Here is a 20,279-nt window from a genome sequence, read left to right on the forward strand (position 1 = left end):
ACAACGGGGCTCAGTAGTAATTATTACTTATAATATTACATTATCTTCCCGATTAGCTTTGAAAAAGCTTAAAATAAGCTATTTTATCTATAAAGTATCTAATTATAAAAGTAGTATTAAATTATTATTCTTTATTTAAAAAATCAGAAATCTTTTCAGCAACGCCATACTCTTTTGAGTCGGCTAGAATGATTTGTGCGGCTTTGTTATTATCCGTATTATAAATTACAGGGCCTATGAAATTGACTATAGAATCTTCTATTGGCGTTTGTATAAGTACAATGTTTAAGATAAGAAGGTTTGATTTTTCTGAGATATCTAGTAGTGTTTTGATATTTTGGGGAACTTCAAAGTCATACTCTCTTAAAACAAAAGGATTTATCATAGTAAAAGATATATTTTCATCTTTACAAGATACCATTTTCATAAAGATATCATCAATCTTTTGTAGTTCAACTTCTTTTACATCTTCGAAACCTAAAAGAGGTACTGATATATCAAATTTCATTTAAAACCCTTGTGCATAATGTTTGTATTAAACTTAATAAAGCATAATTTGTACCTACTTTAAAGAGATATATAACTCTTTTAGATAAAATAACAACTTATATAAAATACAGGAATACTTTTTTATGATAATACAAAAAAAATTAATACTTACTTTTTTTACAATACTAATTTTGTTTAGTGGCTGTGCAAAAGAAGTAGATGAGTATAATAAGCCAGCTCTATTTTGGTATGCAAAGATAATTGAAGCTATATCAGATGGAACTATTGACAAAGCAGATAACTATTATTCCTCACTTCAAGGAGAGCATATAGGCTCACCTCTTTTACCAGAGGCAACTATGATACTTGCTATCGCACATATGCAGTATGAAGAGTATCTCTTAAGTGAGCATTTTTTAAATGAGTATATTAAACGCTATGCAAATCCTAATGAGAAAGAGTTTGCGGAGTTTTTAAAGATAAAAGCAAAATATTTGGCTCTGCCAAATCCAAGACGTGATCAAGTTCTGATAAACGATGCAATTCTTGAAGCAAAGCAGTTTAGATATAACTACTCTAACTCTATGTACTTGAGCTCTATCGACAGCATGATTACGAACCTTTATATGGCTGATGCAGCACTCAATGAGAGTATTGCATCTCTATATGGTAGACTTGATAAACCTAAAAGTGAACAGTACTATCGTGATATAAAGCCTCAACCATGGATAGAATGGAATAATATTGATAGAGCAGATACACCATGGTATAGAGAGTGGTTTGAAGGTGATGGCACATCTAGTTGGTATGAGTATCTAATACCTGAGACACAGAGTGTAGTTTCACGCAACTCTGTAAAAGAAACAAATACAACAAAATAAATATAAGGTGATAATGTATGCAACTAAGTAATTATGGAGAGTTTCCAGCAGATATACCAGTAATAGCTGAGGATGAACTTTTTTTATACCCCTTTATGATTTCACCACTTTTCTTAAGTGATGAAGAGAATATTAGTGCAGCAACTAAGGCTATAGAAGAGAACTCTTTAGTTATAGTTTGTACGACTAAGCCATCGCATTCTGGTAAACGTGACTTTGAGTCTCTGTATGATGCTGGTGTTATTGGCTCTATAATGAGAAAAGTAGCCCTTCCTGATGGTAGAGTAAAAGTTCTTTTTCAAGGTCTGGCTCGTGCAAAATCTATGTATGAAGTTTCAGCAAACCCGCTTATAGCTCATGTTTCGGTAATGGAACCAACTGAAGTACATTCACTTAAAGTTGATGCAATTCTTGAAGTACTTAGAGAAAAGGTGAGAACTCTCTCCGGCGTTAGTAATTACTTCCCACCCGATTTACTTAAAACTATAGAAGAAAATCATGACCATAATCGCATTATAGATTTAATATGCTCAACTGTAAAATTGAAAAAAGAACAAGCATACAACCTTTTTGTAGAACTTGATACTGAAAAAAGATTTTTAGATCTTATAGATTACCTAATAGATGAAATAGAAGCAAATAAACTTCAAAAAGAGATACGTTCAAAGGTACATACTCATATAGAAAAAGTGAATAAAGAGTACTTTTTAAAAGAGCAACTAAAACAGATTCAAAAAGAGCTTGGAACAGACAACTCTAGAGATGAAGAGATAGAAGAGTATAGAAAAAAACTTGAAGCTAAAAAAGAGAAGATGACTAAAGATGCTTATAAAGAGATAAATAAGCAACTCGAGCGTTACTCACGAATGCATCCAGATTCATCAGACTCTTCAATGACTCAGACTTATCTTGAGTGGGTTTTAGATATCCCTTTTGGTGAGATTTCTAAAAAATCACTCCATATAGATAATGTAGAAGCTCAACTTGATAAAGATCACTTTTCACTTGAAAAACCTAAAAAACGTATAGTTGAGTATTTTGCGGTTAAAGAGTTACTTGAACTTCGTGGGATCAATAATAAAAAGAGTGCAGGGGCTATCCTCTGTTTTTCAGGACCTCCAGGTGTAGGTAAAACTTCACTTGCTAACTCTATAGCTACTGCGTTAAAGCGCCCACTTATTCGTATAGCTCTTGGTGGACTTGAAGATGTAAATGAGCTTCGTGGACATCGTCGTACTTATGTTGGAGCAATGCCTGGACGCATAACGCAAGGTTTAATAGACGCTAAGAAAATGAATCCGGTTATCGTTCTTGATGAGATAGATAAGGTTTCTCGTTCACAACGTGGTGATCCAACTGCGGCACTTTTAGAGATTTTAGACCCAGAACAAAACAATGAATTTCGAGATTATTATTTAAATTTTGATTTGGACTTAAGCAACGTAATATTTATAGCTACGGCAAACGATGTTGGCCGTATACCAGCTCCACTTCGTGATAGAATGGAGTTTATATCTGTAAGCTCATATACTCCTCAGGAGAAGTTTGAAATAGCTTCGCGTTATCTACTTCCTCAAGAGATAAAAAAACATGGTCTTAAAAAGTCAGAGCTTAATATTTCAAAACCAGCTTTAAAAGAGTTGATACATAGCTACACGAGAGAAGCGGGCGTTCGTAACCTTCGTCGCCGTTTAGCCGACTTAAGTAGAAAAGTTGCAAAAGAGATACTGCAACATAGCGATGTTAAAAAAGTTTCGGTGACACTAAAGAATTTAAAAGAGTTCTTTGATAAAAGTGTTTTTGAAATTGAAAAAACTGACAAAGTTGCAGTTGTTGGTGTTGTTAATGGTCTTGCATGGACTGCAGTTGGTGGAGATGTCTTAAAAATTGAAAGCATACGTATCAAAGGCAAAGGTGGCATGCAACTTACAGGTAGTCTTGGCGAAGTTATGAAAGAGTCAGCTCGTATTGCTATGAGTGTTGTTAAAACATTAATAGACACGAAAAAGCTTAAAATTTCTACTGATAATCTACCTATGACATTTAAAGAAAAAGAAGATGGTATTGTTATTGACCCTAGTGAAGTGTATAAACGCTACGATCTTCATATTCATGTTCCAGATGGTGCAACACCAAAAGATGGTCCAAGTGCAGGTATAGCAATGGTGAGTGTTATATCGTCAATCCTGAGCTCTAAAAAGATACGTTCAGAAGTTGCTATGACTGGTGAAGTGTCTTTAAGCGGAGATGTACTTCCGATCGGTGGATTAAAAGAGAAGCTTATTGCTGCTCATAAAGCCGGGATGACAAAAGTTTTAATTCCTGCAAAAAATTATGAGAGAGATCTAGAAGATATTCCTAAAGAAGTTCAAGATAGTATTGAGATTATTGGTGTAACTAGAGTAGAAGAAGTTTTAAAACAAGTCCTTATATAGGCTTGTTTTAAAGATAATATTTAAACGATTACCGTCGATATTTTTTTCAGAAGATCATCATTTCTTATAGGTTTCATTAAAAAGCCATTTGCTCCACACTCCAAAGCTTCCACTTTTTTTGTCTCATCAGTTGTTAGTACTATGATTGGCAGTTGACGAAGATTATCATCAGCTCGTACTACTTTAAGCATATCTATCCCACCCATTATAGGCATGATGATATCGAGTAAAATAAGGTCAATATCATCACGACTCTTTAGCTGGCCAATAGCATCAGAACCATTCTTTGCCTCTATTACTTCTTTTACATTTCCACTTTTCATAAGCATTGATTTTAGTAGTTTTAAGTTGATCATATCATCATCAACTGCTAAAACTACCATATTCTCTTTAATCATCTACAGGGTCCTTAAATAAATTTTTCTATTAGTAGTCGTAATAAATCTTTGTTAACAACATTTTTTATATTTTCATCTACATAAAGTGCATCATCTGGATCTTCAGGCATTGCTGGATCTGTAAGAAGTAAAATATTTGATTTTAACTTTATGAGCTCATTAGAAGCTTTAACAAGCTGTGAAAAGTCTTTGAGATCTAATCCACTACACTCTTTATCTATCAAAATAAGCTTATAAGCATTTTCTTGAATCATGATATTTAATTCATCAGTTGATTTTGCTATCTCATAGCTATAACCTAGTAGATCTAAAATTTTTGTAAATAGTTTTGTTTCGAATGAACTCTTTTTAGAGAGTAAAATATCAGCTTTATACTCTGGGATTGACTCTTCTACAATCTCTTCTATCTCTTCAATCTCAACTGGAGCTTCTTTAACAGGAACAGGAATCTCCTCGATAATAACTTCTTGTTCTATATCTTCATTATCAATTACAATCTCATCTAAAACTGCTAACTCTTCAATAGCTGGAGGTGTCTCCTTCACTACAACTTCAGGAACCTCTTCTACGATTAGAGGAATCTCTTCTGGAGTCTTCTCTTGTATAGTTTCAACAACTTCTTCAGGTTCTTTAGCAGCCATTACCTCTTTTTTAACAGGTTCGGCTTTAACTGCTGGTGTAGTCTCTGCAGTAGGTTTTCTCTGTGGAGGAGTAGAAGTGTCTACAATATAATCAGCTAGAAAGTGATTTAAAAGTGAAACAATCTCTGAACGCACAAGAGGTTTTGTTGTATACTCGTCTAATCCAGCTTCTAAGAATCTCTCTCTATCACCTTTGAGTGCATTAGCTGTTAATGCTAAGATAGGTACGTGAGGCTGATTATAAACCTCTTCATACTCTAGTATCTCTTTTGTAGACTCCATTCCATCTAAGAAAGGCATCTGTATATCCATGAAGATAAGATCAAAGTTTCCATCTTTTCTCTTTTGGAAAGCTTCAAGACCATTAGATGCGATGGTAATTGTAAGACCAATATCCTCTAGGGTTCTTTTAATCAACTTTTGATTAATTATATTATCTTCAGCTACTAAAACATTTGCATTAAATTTTGACGTTTCAGCATTAAACTTTGTTCTATTTATCTTCTTTGCTTTTTTAGCATTAAAGTTTTCACTATGGTAATTCTCTAGTGCTTGCTTTATTTTAGAGTTATTAAGAGGTTCATAAACAGTTTTAAATATCTCTAAATTCATAGTGTCGATTTTCTTCATGAAGTACGATTTAGTAAGTAAAATTAACTCTTGAGATACGTCGCTATATGCTTTAAGTGAAGATTCGTCGGCATAATCATAATCTACAAAAAGTAGGTCATAACTTACTTGTCTCTCTAATGTTTTAAGCTCGTTTAGATCTTTAAACGATGTATAGCTTACTCCGTAAAAGTCAAGATATTCACGAAGGTAAGTCTCTTGGCGTTTAGTTTTATGAGATGACTCTAGAACTAGTGCATTTATACTTGAGAATGATCCTTTAATACTTTCATTAAGTGTTTCTATCTCTTCAAAATCAATAGTAAAGAAGAATGTAGTTCCCTCTCCTGGTTCACTGTGAAGATCAAGTTGTCCACCCATAAGCTCAATAAATCTACTAGAAATTGTAAGACCAAGTCCAGTACCACCATATTTACGAGTAATTGATGTATCTGCTTGGGAAAATGCATCAAATATTCTTGCTTTTTGCTCACTAGTTACACCGATTCCACTATCTTGTACTTCAAATCTAACTCTTGTTATACCTTCTGTATCGCATGCTACTTTTCTAATGTCAACATTTATAGCACCAGAGCTACTTGTAAACTTAACAGCATTAGATAAAAGATTAATGATAACCTCTTTAATCTTAGTTGGATCACCTTTAATAGGATGCTCAAGCTGAGGATCAATAAAACAACCGAGGTCAATATGTTTTTCACTTGCTCGAACTGCATAAACATCAACAGCACTTTCAAACTCTTCACTCGGGTTAAAGGCGATATCTTCGATTTCAAGCTTATTACTTTCAATTTTTGAAAGGTCAAGAATATTATTGATAATCTCAAGAAGATTTTCAGAACTTTTTTCAATGATTTCAACAAACTCAGATTGCTCTTCTTCGAGTCCTGTATCTTTTAGAAGTTCAGTAAAACCAACAATACCATTAAGTGGAGTACGAATCTCATGAGACATATTTGCGAGGAACATAGATTTTGCTTCACTTGCTTCTTGAGCAGACTCTTTATCAAGTCTAGTTTGCTCAATAATTCGCTCGAGGAGCTCATAGGCTTCAAGTGTTCCTTTTGCAGTATGGAGGTTAATATCTACGCTTCCTCCACTTTCATTTGTATCTTTTGCAACCCTTTTTAAGACATCTTCAAGGTTTTTAATATTTGTTGCAATCTCATTAGATAGTAAGTAACCAAGTATTGCAAGAAGTGTAGATACAATCCAAACAGTTAATGTAATTGTAAGGAACTGGAGAGCTTCTTCTTGTACTGTAATAGCTCTATTATCCATTGCTGTTAGAACAATCTCTTCAGCACTAGAGATACTATTCATTTTTTCAGATAGCATAGTAAACCAGATACCAGAAGTTGTCTCAAAGTCACCACTAACGGCAGCAGATAAAATAGCCGTTCTTTCAGTGTTGATGTCTTCAAATAACTCTAAAGTATCTTCATTTTTAAAGATAGCGTTTAGTTGAGTGACAAGCTCTCTATTTTTTAAAGTATCATAGGTAAATGCATCCGCTTTAGCAATTAGTGAGATCCAACTGTTTACTTCTCCCTCTTCAAACTCAGAACCACGCGCAATAGCAAATGAGATAAAGTCACGCTCTGCAGAAGTAAACTCAGCAGCACGTACTAGAGAAATATACTCAGTTGCATACGCATTAATCTCTGAGTCTAGCTGGTTTGATGTAATCTCTTCAAGTCTTGATATAGCCTTATGTTGGGCTGCACCATATACAGTTTTGTAAACATCTTCAAAGTTTGTAGCATGTTCATCAACTAGAAGTCGTGTCTCTTTTATCTGGCTGAGAGACTCACTAAGTGCTTCTATACTTTGACAAGTCGAGCAGTTGACCATGCCTTCTGAATGATCATGAAGTGCTTCATTGTTTTTGATATTACTCATATAGAGTGCTTCTTTTTCATTAACAACTTTTCTTTGTTTGATAAGTGACTTGAGTGTGTTTTTAGATGAATTACCTAAATACATAACGGTCATACCACGTTCTCTTGAAATGTTATTTACTAAAATATTAAGTTCTCTATTCTCAGAAAGTTTATCCTGGAGTATTTGTGCAGCTCTATAATTTTCATAAGAGTTATAAACAAAGTAACTTGTGATGACAAATAAAATAATAATTGGAAGTAAACTTATAAGTCTTAGTCTATTTTTAAGTCCTAATTGCATCCTTTAAGCTCCTTTTTTCATGTATGCAATGGTTGCATCAATTTTGCTAATAGCATTGGATATCTCTTTTTCATCTGATGAGTGGATAAGAGTCTCAAGCTCTGTTGTAAAAGAAGTCATTCTCATATTGTCGCTCATCCCTTTTAATTTTAGTGCTTGTTGTTTTATTGCTTTTATCTCTGAGTTTTCTAGATCTCTTTGCATTGCTTGCAACATCTCTTTAGCTTCATTAAAATAATCTTCTAATAGTTCATTAAAACTATCTAAATCTAAGCCTATTTCATTTGCGATACTCTCTTTTTTATAATCAACAGCTATTGCTTCTTCTGGAGACTCTTCTTCTATTTCTATTAGATCTTCATCAGTATGAAGTTCTGAGTCGTCAGTTAAAATTATCTCTACTCCATTATCATCTTCTTCAACCAATAACTCATTCTCTTCTACAGATACTATTTCATCTGTGAATAGATTGTCTTCAGCTTCAATCTCTACTGGAGTATCATCACTGTATACATCATCTGCTAGTTCAGCAACATCTATTTTTTGGGGTACTTCTGAATCAACAATATCAATAGTCTCATTTTCTAATAGATCTTCTTCATCTTTAAAATCAATAGTGAGTTCATCTGTATCTATTTTAATCTCTTCTTGGGATTCTTTAGAGTCTACTATATCAATAGTCTCTTTTTCAAATAGATCCTCTTCATCTTTAAAGTCAATAGTGAGTTCATCTGCATCTATTTTAATCTCTTCTTCGGGTTCTTTAGAATCTACTATATCAATAGTCTCTTCTTCATCCTTGAAATCAATCGTAAGTTCATCGGTATCTATATTGATTTCTTCTTCTGGCTCATCAATATGGGGCTCATCATCGGTTTCTATTACATGCTGTACTTCGATACTTTCACCGGCCAATTTTGCAATAATTTTATATAGGGTGTCTAGGTTTTCTTTTATAACAGTAACATTTGCGTTGGTATTGATGATTGCAAGAACTTCAAAAGCATCTTCAATTCTCAAGTTCGCAGCAACACCTTTTAATTTGTGTGAGAGTATTTTTACATTATCTAAATCAGATTCTCTGAGTGAGTTATATAGAGCCTCTTTAAACTCTTTAGCCTGTGCTATAAAGTCTTCTATAAACTCTTCAATAAGGTCAATAGGAAGACCAAGTTCATTTGATGCTACATGTGGATCATAAATGTAGCCATTATCATAAGTTTCAGAAGAGACTTCAACTCTTGTTTTTGGTTGTTTTGGTGCAACTACCTCTGGCTTTTCTTCTTCAAGTTCAGGAAAATCATCCATAGCAACATCTAGACTAAGGTCATTTATATCCATCATTTGTGCTTCATCTGAACTCTTAGCACTTTGCGGAGCCTCTTGGATACGAGTAGGTTTCACTTCTTCTGGTACTAATGAAATATCATCCTGTATGTCCATATCAGAACCCATGTCAACATCAAGTGGTATTTCATATGGGTCTGATGTTAGGGATGAAGATTTTACTTGTGGCTGTGCATAGTCTTCAAATTCAGGTGTGTTGAAAATCTCTTTTGGGCTTTCGTTGTGGATCTGCGGTCGCTCAACTATATCGCCTGATATTCTTTTACTATCATCTAGGCTCAACTCATGAATATTATTTAGGTTTATTAAAAATGCTTTTTGTGATGGACTATCAACTAGGTAAGCAGTTGTAATTGTAATAGTAGATCTGTAGTTTTTTGAGTTAACATTAATGATAACTTTTGATTCTTCGTTTGATTCAGCACATGTAATAAAGTCTATCCAATGTACATGTTTAAAATTATGTATATATCCTGGTGTTTTTACAAACAGGTCTGCAAAATCTGAAACTTCAGTTTTTAGTTGTGCAAGATTATTAAAACCGAGTAGTCTTAAATCTCTTTCATCAATTCCTAAAAACTCTTTTTGGTAATTATAAATTAACATATATCTTTACCCCTTTACTCTTGAGTATCGAGCATTTTACTGTATGCTTCTTTATTCTCATTAATATCTTTTCTTGAGGCAATTTTTCTTGCAGCTATATAACCTGTAATCTCTTCATCAGAATTTTTTATAGGAAGTATTTCTGTGTCAACCCAATAGTAAAGCCCATCTTTTCGAAGGTTTTTGATAAGGCCATTCCAAACTTGACCACCTTTGATTGTTTCCCACATTCTTGAAAACAGAACTTTTGGCATATCTGGGTGTCTGACAATATTATGAGAAGTTCCCACTAATTCATCTACCTTATATCCTGATACTTCACAAAATGCCTTGTTTGCATATGTAATAATACCTTTAGCATCTGTTTGACTAATGATGACATTAGCTTCAAAAATATGCTCTTTATTAACCGGTGTTACTTTATTCATTAAAAATACCTTGTGTTAAGTAAAAACTAGAATCCTCATAAATATAACATAATCAAGTGAAAAAAAAACTTATTTATAATATTCTTTTATAGTTTTTGCATCTTTTACATTTAAAACAGTACTTATTTCCTCAATACTTAGGTTTTTAAGCTCGTTGAATGTTCCAAAGTGTTGCAGGAGCTTTTTGACTTTTGCCTCTGATATGCCATACATATTAAGAAGCTTGCTCTCTTGGTCAAGTTTTAATTTTGTTTTTTTATGAAAGGTTATAGCCGACCTATGTGCTTCATCTCGTAAATTTTGAACCCATTGTAGTCTTTTATCGCTATTTTTTAATCTAAAAAGGTCATCTTTTGTATAAATGATGTCGTTTGCTTTGCCTTTTGCTCGATGAGCTTTTGCATCAACTTTTTCTTTTGAAATGGCTATAACATCTATAAAGACAGAAGATGAGTTTAGTATTTCAATAGCTAGCTTTAAAAGGGTAGCCCCACCATCGAGAATCCATAAATCTGGAGGAGAACTCTTAGTAAAACTATTGACTCGCTTTGTGAGTGTTTCTCTCATCTGTGCATACTCATCTTTGGCTTCTAAGTGATAAGTCCTATAAGACTTTTTGTCAAACTTGGAGTTTTCATACACTATCATAGCCCCTACAGTTGCAACTCCTGACATATGTGAGTTGTCAAAGACTTCAACACGACTTGGAAGTTTCTCTAGACTACATAACTCTTGAATCTCATGGAGGATTTTTGTGTTGTTTACATTTTTATCTCTGTTTAAAAGTTCATCGGCATTTAGTATAGCCAGCTCTATAAGATCTTTTCTTTTTCCTCTTAAGGGCCTCGATATAGATGCTTTACGTTCAAAAATCCTACTTAGATGCTCTTGCAGTAGGTTAAGTTCTTCTAAATCTTTAGAGATGAGTATGGGAGCTATGATTGGGGGTTTTATATCCTTGTAGAAATCTAGTAGAGCTCTAAATAGAAGCTCATTTTCATCAAAACCTTCATTAATATTAATATAATCATGAGAGGAGGATATGATTTTACCTGAACGCATAAATATTCTCACAACCACTGCTTTAGAAGAGGTGTTTCTTACCGCAAAAATATCATAATCTTCATTAGTGGCAAAGTCAATATCGCTAGTAATTTCTGACCTACTTATCTTTTGTACTCTATCACGCAGCTCTGCTGCCTCTTCAAAACGCATCTCATCTGCATAAAACTCCATCTTTTCTTGGAGTTTATGTATTAATGTCTTTTTATTTTTTATATATGAGGTGGCTTTATCTATCTCTTCTTGGTACCTCTCTTTTGTAACTGGAAGCTCGCAGGGACCAAGGCACTTATCTATTTGATGGTATAAACATAGTTTTTTTGATTTCAGGCACCCTTTTTTTTGTACAAGTTTTGTGAGTTCATATACAGAGTCTAAAATATCTCTAGCTCCAATAGAGTAGGGGCCATAATAGAGTATGTCTTTTGAATTAATGATTTTTCGTGTTATATCGAAACGCGGGTACTTTTGAGATTTATCTAAATATATGTATGGATAGGTTTTATCATCACGGAGTAAAATATTGTATTTTGGATTTAACTGCTTAATGAGTGAGTTTTCTAGTATGAGCGCATCATGTTCAGAGTTAACAACTATATAGTTCATAGAAACAGTCTGTTCTATCATCTTTTTTATTCTCAGAGATAGATTCGAATTAGCACAAAGGGTAGGCGTAAATTGCCAATAACTCTTCACGCGATTTGAAAGATTCTTTGCCTTACCAATATAGAGTAGACGACTGTTTTTGTCAAAATATTGATAAATACCAGGGGATGATGGAAGTTGTTTTATAGTTTGTTCAAGAATTGTGATGCCTTTTGATTATCTCTTGTATACTTTTTGCTAGAGCTCTTAGTTTTTCATCTTTTATGTTTACTTCAATATCACCACTTGCTCTTTCACTATATAATTGTAACTCTTTTGGCTCAATATCTAATTTTATATCTGGAGTGTGTGTTACAAATGCTTTAATCTCTTTTATAGGAGTTTCTTTACATTCGTCTGGTGTGTGAAAATTTAAAGCACTTTTAATATTTTGTATATTATTATCGAACTCTTGCTTAGCACCCGGGTGATTTAAAACAAAAAATAGTGTATCATTCTTTATATATGCGAATTTTATCATTTTTTGAAGAGCGGGTACAAAGATTGATTGGATTTTTTTAATGCATTTGAATTTAGCGAGTTTTGTAAATTGAGGTTTATCTTGAATGGAATTAATAATTTGAGCAGCATTTTTCATCTGCTTATTATAACAATCTTTTTATTAAGTATTAGTGCTTGTGGCTATAAAGCTTCTCCCTATTATGAAGATAAAATATATGAAAATAATGAAAATATAAGTTTTACAATAAAAAAAAGTGACGAAAATTTAACTAGTGAGAAGTGTGATTAATGTTTAGATACGACGTAATTATAATTGGAGCGGGCATTGCGGGTTTATACGCTGCTATGAAGCTACCAAAGAATAAAAAAGTTTTAATAATAAATAAACGCGAAACGTTTAAGTGTAATACCTTTTACGCGCAAGGCGGCGTAGCTTTGGCTAGAGATGAAGCGGATATCCCATCACATATAAAAGATACATTAGAGGCTGGTTCAGGACTATGCGATAGTGAAGCTGTTGATATTTTGAGTAAAAATTCTCTTTTGGAGATAGAAAATCTCATCCACCTTGGTTTTGAGTTTGATAAAAGTGAAGATGGGGAGTTGCTTTATACCAAAGAAGCGGCACACTCATGTGAGAGAATACTTCATGCTGGAGGTGATGCGACAGGAAGATATATTCACTATTTTTTACTTGAGAGAAATCCTCACGCTATGCTTGGTGACGCTAGAGTAGTTGATCTACTCATAAAAGATGGCGTTTGTCATGGCGTTACAGTCTTAGATCACAGAGAGAGTAGAAATATCTATGCCAAGGATATTATCATTGCGAGTGGAGGACTAGGGTCACTTTATGAGTATCACACAAACGCACCATGTATTAGTGCTGACATTCAAGGACTTTGCGTTGTAAAAGGCATAGAGCTTGATAGAATGGAGATGTTACAGTTTCATCCAACTGTATTTGTAAAAAGTGACAATGCTCAAAAAATGCTTTTAACAGAAGCACTGCGTGGAGAAGGCGCGACTATAGAAGATGAAAATGGTAGAAGATTTTTGTTTGATTATGATGAACGTGGGGAGTTGGCGTCTCGAGATATTGTAAGTAAAGCTATCTACCTTTATAAGAAGAAGACTGGCATGCAGGTTTATTTGGCGTTTGATAAGTTTAGTGATGAGTATTTTGCTCATAGATTTCCAAATATATGTGAAAATTTAAGAGGCTTAGGTTTTAAAGTGCCTTCCCAAAGAGTTCCAATATCTCCGGCATTTCATTATGCAATTGGGGGTATCCGAAGCGATTTAAATGCGAGAGTTCCAAGTGTAAAAAACCTTTATGCAATAGGTGAAGTTGCTTCTACCAGAGTGCATGGAGCAAATAGACTTGCATCAAACTCTTTACTTGAAGGCTTGGTATTTGCTAAAAGAGCCGTTGAAGATATATTGAGCAGGGATGAAGACAAAGAACTAGTAGAGTTTGACGTAACGGATGAAGTTATGAGTCTAAAAGATGATAAGGCTAAGAAAAATCAACTACGAAAAATTATGTGGGAGAATGTTTCCATAATAAGAACAAAATCAGGATTAAATGATGCATTGGAACAAATTAATGCACTTTTAAATGAAAATATTGGTACACTACTTAAATTTCGTTTATTGACAGCGAGAGAGATAGTTTTAGGGGCACTCTCACGTGATAAATCAATTGGCGTTCATACAATACAAGAGGAGATATAATGGAACATGGTTCAGTAGTTGAAGGTGTAGCTCAAGCAGTTACACATGTAAGTCTAGCAACAGAATGGGTGGGTTGGTTAAGTTTAGCTGTTTTTATAATAGCTTATTATTTTATTGCGACAGAGGATAAATACGAGGTAAACAAAGCAAAACCTGCTCTTTTTGCTGGTACATTTATGTTTATGCTTATTGGTATTTATCATGCCATAAATGGTATGAATCCTGATGCTCTTCATGATGAGTTAGAGCTTCTTATCTTAGAAATTGCGGAGATATTTTTCTTCTTACTTGTTGCAATGACTTTCATTGAAACACTGATAGAACGTGGTGTATTTGACTTGATGAAGTATAAGCTTGTTTCAAAAGGGTACACATATAAAAAGCTTTTCTGGCTTACAGGTCTTTTAGCATTTTTTATCTCACCAGTTGCAGATAACTTAACTACGGCACTTATCCTCTCTACTGTACTTTTTACGATTGATAAGAAAAATCTTGCATTCTTAGTTCCTGGTGCTATAAACATTGTTGTTGCTGCAAATGCTGGTGGTGCATGGTCTCCATTTGGTGACATTACAACACTAATGGCATGGACTGCTGGAAAGGGTGAGTTTGTTGACTTCTTATACCTTTTTCCTGCTTCTGTAGTTGGATGGGTTATTACTGCATTTTTACTTAGTATGTCTATTCCAAGTGGACAGCCACCTTTTGATGCTTCAACTGAAGAGAAACCAGTAGTTTGTGATGGTGGAATGGTGGTTGCATATCTTGGTGTGGCTACAATAGCAATGGCTGTTTTAGGTCACCAGTTTTTCCATTTCCCTGCAATGTGGGGTATGATGTTTGGTATGGCTATACTTAAGCTCTACTCAGTTCAGCTTACGAAAACAGGAAGAAATAGCTTTAATATTTATGTAAATATGCAAAAAGTTGAAAATGATACACTCCTTTTCTTCTTTGGTATATTATCAGCTGTTGGGGCACTACACTTTTTAGGATTCTTACACTATATTCACAATTTATATGAATCATTTGGTCCAACTGTATCAAATATAGGTGTAGGTTTTCTTTCTGCTATAGTTGATAATGTTCCAGTTATGAGTGCAATTTTAAAATCGTCTCCTAGTATGGGACTTGACCAATGGCTACTTGTAACACTAACAGCAGGTATTGGTGGTAGTTTAATCTCTTTTGGTTCAGCTGCAGGTGTAGGTGTAATGGGTAGACTTCACGGTATCTATACATTTGGTGCACATATGAAACATTCATGGACAATTTTAGTTGGCTATATTGCTTCTATTGCTGTATGGTATGTTCAATTTGAAGTTTTAGGTCTTTACTAAAAAACTCTTTAATGTCGCGTTTAATTATATAAATGCGACACCCTTCTCGTAAATCAAAAATTAATCTTGTTTTTGGTATCCTTTCATAATTAATTACCTCATTACTATTAAAGGCATCAACATGACAAATGTAAGCATTATTGTTCTAGATTTCGGTTCTCAATACACACAACTTATAGCTCGTCGTCTTCGTGAAGATAAAATTTATTGTGAAATTCTTCCATATCATACTTCAGTAGAAGATATTAAGGTTAAAAATCCTAAAGGTATTATTTTAAGTGGTGGCCCCTCTTCTGTTTATAACGCAGATGCTTATGAGGTTGATCAAGGTGTATACTCTATGGGTATACCCGTTCTTGGTATTTGTTACGGTATGCAAAGAATTGCCGTAGATTTTGGTGGTTCTGTGATTCGCTCTTCTCATCATGAGTATGGAAAAGCAGAATTAAAATTAGAAACTGCTTCTCCACTTTTAGCTGATTGTGATGATGGGAGAATCGTTTGGATGAGTCACTCTGATAAAGTAGATGTTCTTCCAGAGGGTTTCGCACCAATAGCAACTTCAGATAATTCTCCATATGCAGCAATCGCTAATGAAGAAAAACGTGTTTATGCTATGCAGTTTCATCCGGAAGTTCAGCACTCAGAAGAGGGTTACCTCATGCTTCGCAACTTTGCAAAAAATATTTGTGGCGTTACAGAAAAATGGAAAATGGAACACTTCTTAAAAGAGCAAATCAAAATAATTCGTGAAAAAGTGGGAACTGGTAAAGTACTTTGTGGACTAAGTGGTGGGGTTGATAGTTCAGTTGTTGCGGCTATGCTTTATGAAGCTATTGGCGATCAACTTATTCCAGTGTTCGTAGATAACGGATTGCTCAGAAAAGGTGAACGTGAACAAGTTGAAGAAGTATTCAAGATAAATTTAAAAACACCACTGATTACTGTTGATGCAGTAGATAACTTTCTTGGTAAACTAGAAGGTATATCTGATCCTGAACAAAAACGTAAGATAATAGGGCACACATTCATAGAAGAATTTGAAAAAGAGGCTAAAAAACATGATGGTATTAAGTTTTTAGCACAAGGTACTCTGTATCCTGATGTCATTGAGTCTATCTCTGTAAATGGCCCATCTGAAGTAATCAAGTCTCACCACAATGTTGGGGGATTACCTGACTGGATGGATTTCGAACTTATAGAACCACTTCGCGAATTATTTAAAGATGAGGTACGTAAAATTGGATTAGAACTTGGGTTACCAGAGTCTATGATTAATCGTCATCCATTTCCTGGTCCTGGCCTTGCCATTAGAATAATGGGTGATGTTAATGTTCCTGATTTGACTATTTTACGTGAGGCTGACGTAATTTTACTCGATGAGTTAAAAGCTAGTGGGTACTATGCTAAAACATGGCAAGCATTTGCAGTTTTACTGAATGTAAAATCAGTTGGCGTTATGGGTGATAATCGTACGTATGATAACACAGTATGTGTAAGAGTTGTTGAAGCGGTTGATGGAATGACTGCTACATTCGCACACCTTCCACATGATCTACTTGAGAGAATCTCTCGTCGTATTATTAATGAAGTAGATGGAATAAATAGAGTTGTTTATGACATCTCCTCTAAGCCACCTGCAACAATAGAGTGGGAATAGGACGTAAAACTCCTATCTATTCATGCAAAAAAAAGTTTACCTTTTTTCTACCTCTTCACATGCAGATGCCATTAGCATAAACTCTCTTGATATAAAACTTCTAAAACCAGAGATCGACTTTTCAAAATATGATTATTTAATTATCACGTCCAAGCAAGTCTCTAATGCACTCTCTCAATATGAAAGAGCAGAATATATAGAAAAAAAAGCACTCTGTATTTCAACCCAAAGTGCAAAAAGCTTTGAAGAACTAGGTGGAAAAGTTTTAAGCTTAGGTAGTGGCTATGGGGATAACCTTTCATCTATAATAAAGAGTCACCCTAAAGATATAAAATGGCTCTACTTAAGAGCCAAGGTGGTAGCATCTGACTTTACTAAAGAGTGCTTGAGTGATGGATATAATATTGATGAAGTTATAGTTTATGAGAGTGAGTGTTCTCAAGATATAAAAAATGTTTGTGTATCACAAAATGATACTTTAATATTTACATCACCATCAAGCATAAAATGCTTTTTAAAATATCATAAGATTTCTAAAACAAACGATGTGATAGTGATTGGAAGAAGCAGTGCTAAAGCTATACCAAAGCATATAGAATATAAAATATCCCAAGAAACAACTATAAAGAGTTGCATGGAACTACTGCATTGATATAGTAATACCAATTTTTTTAAGGTTATTGATGAAATATATATCATTATTTATACTATTTACCCTCTTTTCAACTATTTTAAATGCTTCGTATATACGTAGTATTAGAATAGGTTCATTTCCAACTCAAAAACATGCCGAAGACTCTTTAGCAAAAATCAATGAATTTGTTTTGAATAATAATACATTAGTTGATTTGCAAGCTGAGAACTATTTTGAATTTAAAACGAGAAGATCAGGTAAGTATTATATTACCCTTGTTGAGCCCTTTACTCAGAGACCTGTTCTACAAAAAGTACTTGATATCTTACGTACCGAGTATGAAGGTATATATGTTAGTAAATTAAAATCTTTACCTGAGGATATGCAAGAGTTAGAAGAGTTTAGCGAACCTGTCACTCCTGTTGTTCCCAACTATAAAACACAAAAGATAGAAAAAAAACCTATAGAAATTAAAGAAAATGTAGATGATAGCGAAGATGAAGAGTATATTCATACAGATGAAAAAGAAGATGAAGTTCTTAGTCAAAATAGTACATCTACCACAGTAGATAAAGTTGAAAAATATAATGAAATTGATAAGCCTCAAGGAGATAACTCCCTTCTATTTCAAATTCTCTCTTTTGCATTGTTTATAATACTTTTACTGATTGTAAGGGTGTTGGTAAAACAAAAAAAAGATCTTGAATCATATGTAAATCAAGATATGATAAATGTTGAGAAATTTAATCAAGTTAATCAAGAGATAAGTAAAAAAGATAAAATAATGGCACATGTAAGTCATGAACTGAGAAGTCCTGTGACTGCAATTATGGGCTTAACTCACTTGGTTTTGGAGACAGGGTTAACAAAGGTACAAAAAGATTATATTACAAAGATTGAAAGCTCATCAGAACATCTTTTAAACCTACTTAATGATATTTTAGATGTCTCAAAAATAGAAGCAGGCGAATTAAAAATTGAGAAATCCGAGTTTAATATTAATGATATACTTAATTATGTAATCAGTGTAAACACAATAGGTGCACAGAAAAATAATACAAATATTTCATTAGATATCGCACATGATGTTCCATCGAGAGTCATTGGGGACTCTTTACGTTTAGGTCAAGTTCTGATAAATCTTCTTGGTAACTCAGTCAAGTTCACACATGATGGTGAGATAGCATTAGAGGTGAAGAAGATATCTGAGTATTCTGAGAATTTGCGATTAGAATTTTCTATCTCCGACACAGGAATAGGGATGAGCGATGAGGAGTTAAATAAAGTTTTTACATCTTACTTTCAAGCAGATGACTCAACATCAAGAGAGTTTGGGGGAACTGGATTAGGACTTTCTATATCAAAACAACTTATAGAGATGATGCATGGAGAGATAAAAGTTCAAAGTAAAAAAGGTATAGGGACAACTTTTACATTTAATATACAGTTTAAACTCAAAGACTCTCAGAATCAACGCCAATATCGATTGCCATCATCAAAAATGCTTAACAAAAAAGTATTAATAGTTGATCCATCCAATAAAAATGTTATTCCTATAATAAAATCATTAGGCTATTTTAACTATAGAACTACTTCAATATCTTCTTTTGAGGAGGCTGTATTAGAAAAAGATGTACATTTTGACATTGTTATCATTAATCAAGAGAGATTGACTAAAGTAGCAATAGAGAAAATACAGACAATGCAAAATATAGATAAAGGTATGAAAGTAGTAACTCTTAATGGATTAAGTGGGATAAACAATAATATTAACAACCTAGTACAAGACTTAAAAGTAGATGCATATTTAAATATGCCATGTACACAAAACAGTATCTTAAATCTTATGATTGACCTCTATGTCGTAAAGAAACTTGACCAAAGATCTCGTAAAATTGAATCAAATGATAAATTTAAAAAGCTAGTGGGAAAAAAGATGCTTGTTGCTGAAGACAATGAGCTAAACCATAAGGTTATCTCTGGACTATTAGCTAAAACAGGGATAGAGATTATTTTTGTAAGAAATGGGCAAGAAGCTGTAGACTTAATAAGAAAAGATATTGATTTTGACATAGTTCTTATGGATATTAATATGCCACTTCTCAATGGATATGAAGCAACTAGAGAGATACGTAAAAGTATCAAATATAACTCTCTTCCAATCTTAGCATTAACAGCAGATGTAATGGATGAATCTATCACAAAAGCATATGAGTCGGGAATGCAAGGGCACATTGCAAAACCAATCATTGTAGATATTTTTTACAAAAAAATAATAGATACCCTAAGTCATCCTGCTGTAGTCCGTAAAGAGATAAATCAAAGTACTAATGCTCTAAAAAAAGAGTTAGGTGAGTTAGAAGAACTCTCAGTTATGATAGGCCTTGGTAGGTGTAATAATGATGTTGACTTTTATAAATCCATACTGAATGATTTTAAAAGTATGTATGCAAACTCTAGTGATAAACTTAAGAGCCTATGTGAAGATGATAACTTTAAACAAGCAAGGCGAATGGCTATGGATATTAAAGACGTAGCTCTTAATATCGGGGCGTATAACTTATGCGAAAGTGCTGCTACGATGGAGTATGAGTTTGAAAAAGGTTCACGTAGCAACTGGAAAGATTTTATAGAGTTTTATAGTGGGGTTTTAGAAAAATTACTTAAAGATATAGATACTTATTTAACTAAATCTTAAAG

14 protein-coding genes are annotated in these 20,279 nt (G+C 33.7%); 7 read left to right on the forward strand and 7 right to left on the reverse strand.

Annotated elements, in window-relative coordinates:
• Positions 1-124 precede the first annotated feature (124 nt).
• Positions 125-508, reverse strand: coding sequence for a flagellar assembly protein FliW (fliW, locus tag GJV85_RS02495; protein ID WP_207562302.1), 384 nt, complete (start codon positions 506-508; stop codon positions 125-127).
• Positions 509-632: 124 nt separating this feature from the next.
• Between fliW and bamD the strand changes: the two genes are divergently transcribed.
• Positions 633-1,370, forward strand: coding sequence for an outer membrane protein assembly factor BamD (gene bamD / locus GJV85_RS02500; protein ID WP_207562303.1), 738 nt, complete (start codon positions 633-635; stop codon positions 1,368-1,370).
• Positions 1,371-1,387: 17 nt separating this feature from the next.
• Positions 1,388-3,805: an endopeptidase La gene (gene lon, locus GJV85_RS02505; protein WP_207562304.1), complete on the forward strand. Its 2,418-nt coding sequence runs from the start codon at positions 1,388-1,390 to the stop codon at positions 3,803-3,805.
• 20 nt (positions 3,806-3,825) lie between these two features.
• Here the strand turns inward: lon and GJV85_RS02510 are convergent, their stop codons facing one another.
• The 6 genes from GJV85_RS02510 to GJV85_RS02535 form a co-directional block, all read right to left on the reverse strand.
• Complete coding sequence (locus tag GJV85_RS02510) at positions 3,826-4,203, reverse strand: response regulator (protein WP_207562305.1); 378 nt, start codon at positions 4,201-4,203, stop codon at positions 3,826-3,828.
• Between the two features lie 11 nt (positions 4,204-4,214).
• Positions 4,215-7,658 carry a hybrid sensor histidine kinase/response regulator gene (locus GJV85_RS02515; protein WP_207562306.1) on the reverse strand — a complete coding sequence of 1,148 codons (3,444 nt, stop codon included), beginning with the start codon at positions 7,656-7,658 and terminating at the stop codon, positions 4,215-4,217.
• 3 nt (positions 7,659-7,661) lie between these two features.
• On the reverse strand, positions 7,662-9,611 hold the full coding sequence (locus GJV85_RS02520; protein WP_207562307.1) for an Hpt domain-containing protein: 1,950 nt from the start codon (positions 9,609-9,611) through the stop codon (positions 7,662-7,664).
• Between the two features lie 14 nt (positions 9,612-9,625).
• Complete coding sequence (locus GJV85_RS02525; RefSeq protein WP_207562308.1) at positions 9,626-10,039, reverse strand: PAS domain-containing protein; 414 nt, start codon at positions 10,037-10,039, stop codon at positions 9,626-9,628.
• Positions 10,040-10,108: 69 nt separating this feature from the next.
• Positions 10,109-11,914 carry an excinuclease ABC subunit UvrC gene (gene uvrC, locus GJV85_RS02530; RefSeq protein ID WP_430739169.1) on the reverse strand — a complete coding sequence of 602 codons (1,806 nt, stop codon included), beginning with the start codon at positions 11,912-11,914 and terminating at the stop codon, positions 10,109-10,111.
• Positions 11,901-12,344 carry a hypothetical protein gene (locus GJV85_RS02535; protein WP_207562309.1) on the reverse strand — a complete coding sequence of 148 codons (444 nt, stop codon included), beginning with the start codon at positions 12,342-12,344 and terminating at the stop codon, positions 11,901-11,903. Before GJV85_RS02535 ends, uvrC begins: the two co-directional genes overlap by 14 nt.
• A 152-nt stretch (positions 12,345-12,496) precedes the next feature.
• Between GJV85_RS02535 and GJV85_RS02540 the strand changes: the two genes are divergently transcribed.
• From GJV85_RS02540 to GJV85_RS02560, 5 genes are all read left to right on the forward strand, one after another.
• Positions 12,497-13,945 carry an L-aspartate oxidase gene (locus GJV85_RS02540; RefSeq protein WP_207562310.1) on the forward strand — a complete coding sequence of 483 codons (1,449 nt, stop codon included), beginning with the start codon at positions 12,497-12,499 and terminating at the stop codon, positions 13,943-13,945.
• On the forward strand, positions 13,945-15,285 hold the full coding sequence (nhaD, locus tag GJV85_RS02545; RefSeq protein WP_207562311.1) for a sodium:proton antiporter NhaD: 1,341 nt from the start codon (positions 13,945-13,947) through the stop codon (positions 15,283-15,285). Before GJV85_RS02540 ends, nhaD begins: the two co-directional genes overlap by 1 nt.
• 121 nt (positions 15,286-15,406) lie before the next feature.
• Positions 15,407-16,945, forward strand: coding sequence for a glutamine-hydrolyzing GMP synthase (gene guaA, locus GJV85_RS02550; protein WP_207562312.1), 1,539 nt, complete (start codon positions 15,407-15,409; stop codon positions 16,943-16,945).
• A gap of 22 nt (positions 16,946-16,967) precedes the next feature.
• Positions 16,968-17,597 carry a uroporphyrinogen-III synthase gene (locus GJV85_RS02555; RefSeq protein WP_207562313.1) on the forward strand — a complete coding sequence of 210 codons (630 nt, stop codon included), beginning with the start codon at positions 16,968-16,970 and terminating at the stop codon, positions 17,595-17,597.
• 31 nt (positions 17,598-17,628) lie between these two features.
• The gene (locus GJV85_RS02560; protein ID WP_207562314.1) at positions 17,629-20,277 is read left to right on the forward strand and encodes an ATP-binding protein; all 2,649 of its coding nucleotides are present in this window, start codon (positions 17,629-17,631) and stop codon (positions 20,275-20,277) included.
• Positions 20,278-20,279: the final 2 nt, after the last annotated feature.

Source organism: Sulfurimonas aquatica, assembly GCF_017357825.1.
In the GTDB taxonomy this organism is placed as follows: domain Bacteria; phylum Campylobacterota; class Campylobacteria; order Campylobacterales; family Sulfurimonadaceae; genus Sulfurimonas; species Sulfurimonas aquatica.

Excerpts from the sequence above, each read along its gene's own strand:
- fliW (WP_207562302.1), bottom strand. The coding sequence starts at position 508 with ATGAAATTTGATATATCAGTACCTCTTTTAGGTTTCGAAGATGTAAAA.
- bamD (WP_207562303.1), top strand. The coding sequence starts at position 633 with ATGATAATACAAAAAAAATTAATACTTACTTTTTTTACAATACTAATT.
- lon (WP_207562304.1), top strand. The coding sequence starts at position 1,388 with ATGCAACTAAGTAATTATGGAGAGTTTCCAGCAGATATACCAGTAATA.
- GJV85_RS02510 (WP_207562305.1), bottom strand. The coding sequence starts at position 4,203 with ATGATTAAAGAGAATATGGTAGTTTTAGCAGTTGATGATGATATGATC.
- GJV85_RS02515 (WP_207562306.1), bottom strand. The coding sequence starts at position 7,658 with ATGCAATTAGGACTTAAAAATAGACTAAGACTTATAAGTTTACTTCCA.
- GJV85_RS02520 (WP_207562307.1), bottom strand. The coding sequence starts at position 9,611 with ATGTTAATTTATAATTACCAAAAAGAGTTTTTAGGAATTGATGAAAGA.
- GJV85_RS02525 (WP_207562308.1), bottom strand. The coding sequence starts at position 10,039 with ATGAATAAAGTAACACCGGTTAATAAAGAGCATATTTTTGAAGCTAAT.
- GJV85_RS02535 (WP_207562309.1), bottom strand. The coding sequence starts at position 12,344 with ATGAAAAATGCTGCTCAAATTATTAATTCCATTCAAGATAAACCTCAA.
- GJV85_RS02540 (WP_207562310.1), top strand. The coding sequence starts at position 12,497 with ATGTTTAGATACGACGTAATTATAATTGGAGCGGGCATTGCGGGTTTA.
- nhaD (WP_207562311.1), top strand. The coding sequence starts at position 13,945 with ATGGAACATGGTTCAGTAGTTGAAGGTGTAGCTCAAGCAGTTACACAT.
- guaA (WP_207562312.1), top strand. The coding sequence starts at position 15,407 with ATGACAAATGTAAGCATTATTGTTCTAGATTTCGGTTCTCAATACACA.
- GJV85_RS02555 (WP_207562313.1), top strand. The coding sequence starts at position 16,968 with ATGCAAAAAAAAGTTTACCTTTTTTCTACCTCTTCACATGCAGATGCC.
- GJV85_RS02560 (WP_207562314.1), top strand. The coding sequence starts at position 17,629 with ATGAAATATATATCATTATTTATACTATTTACCCTCTTTTCAACTATT.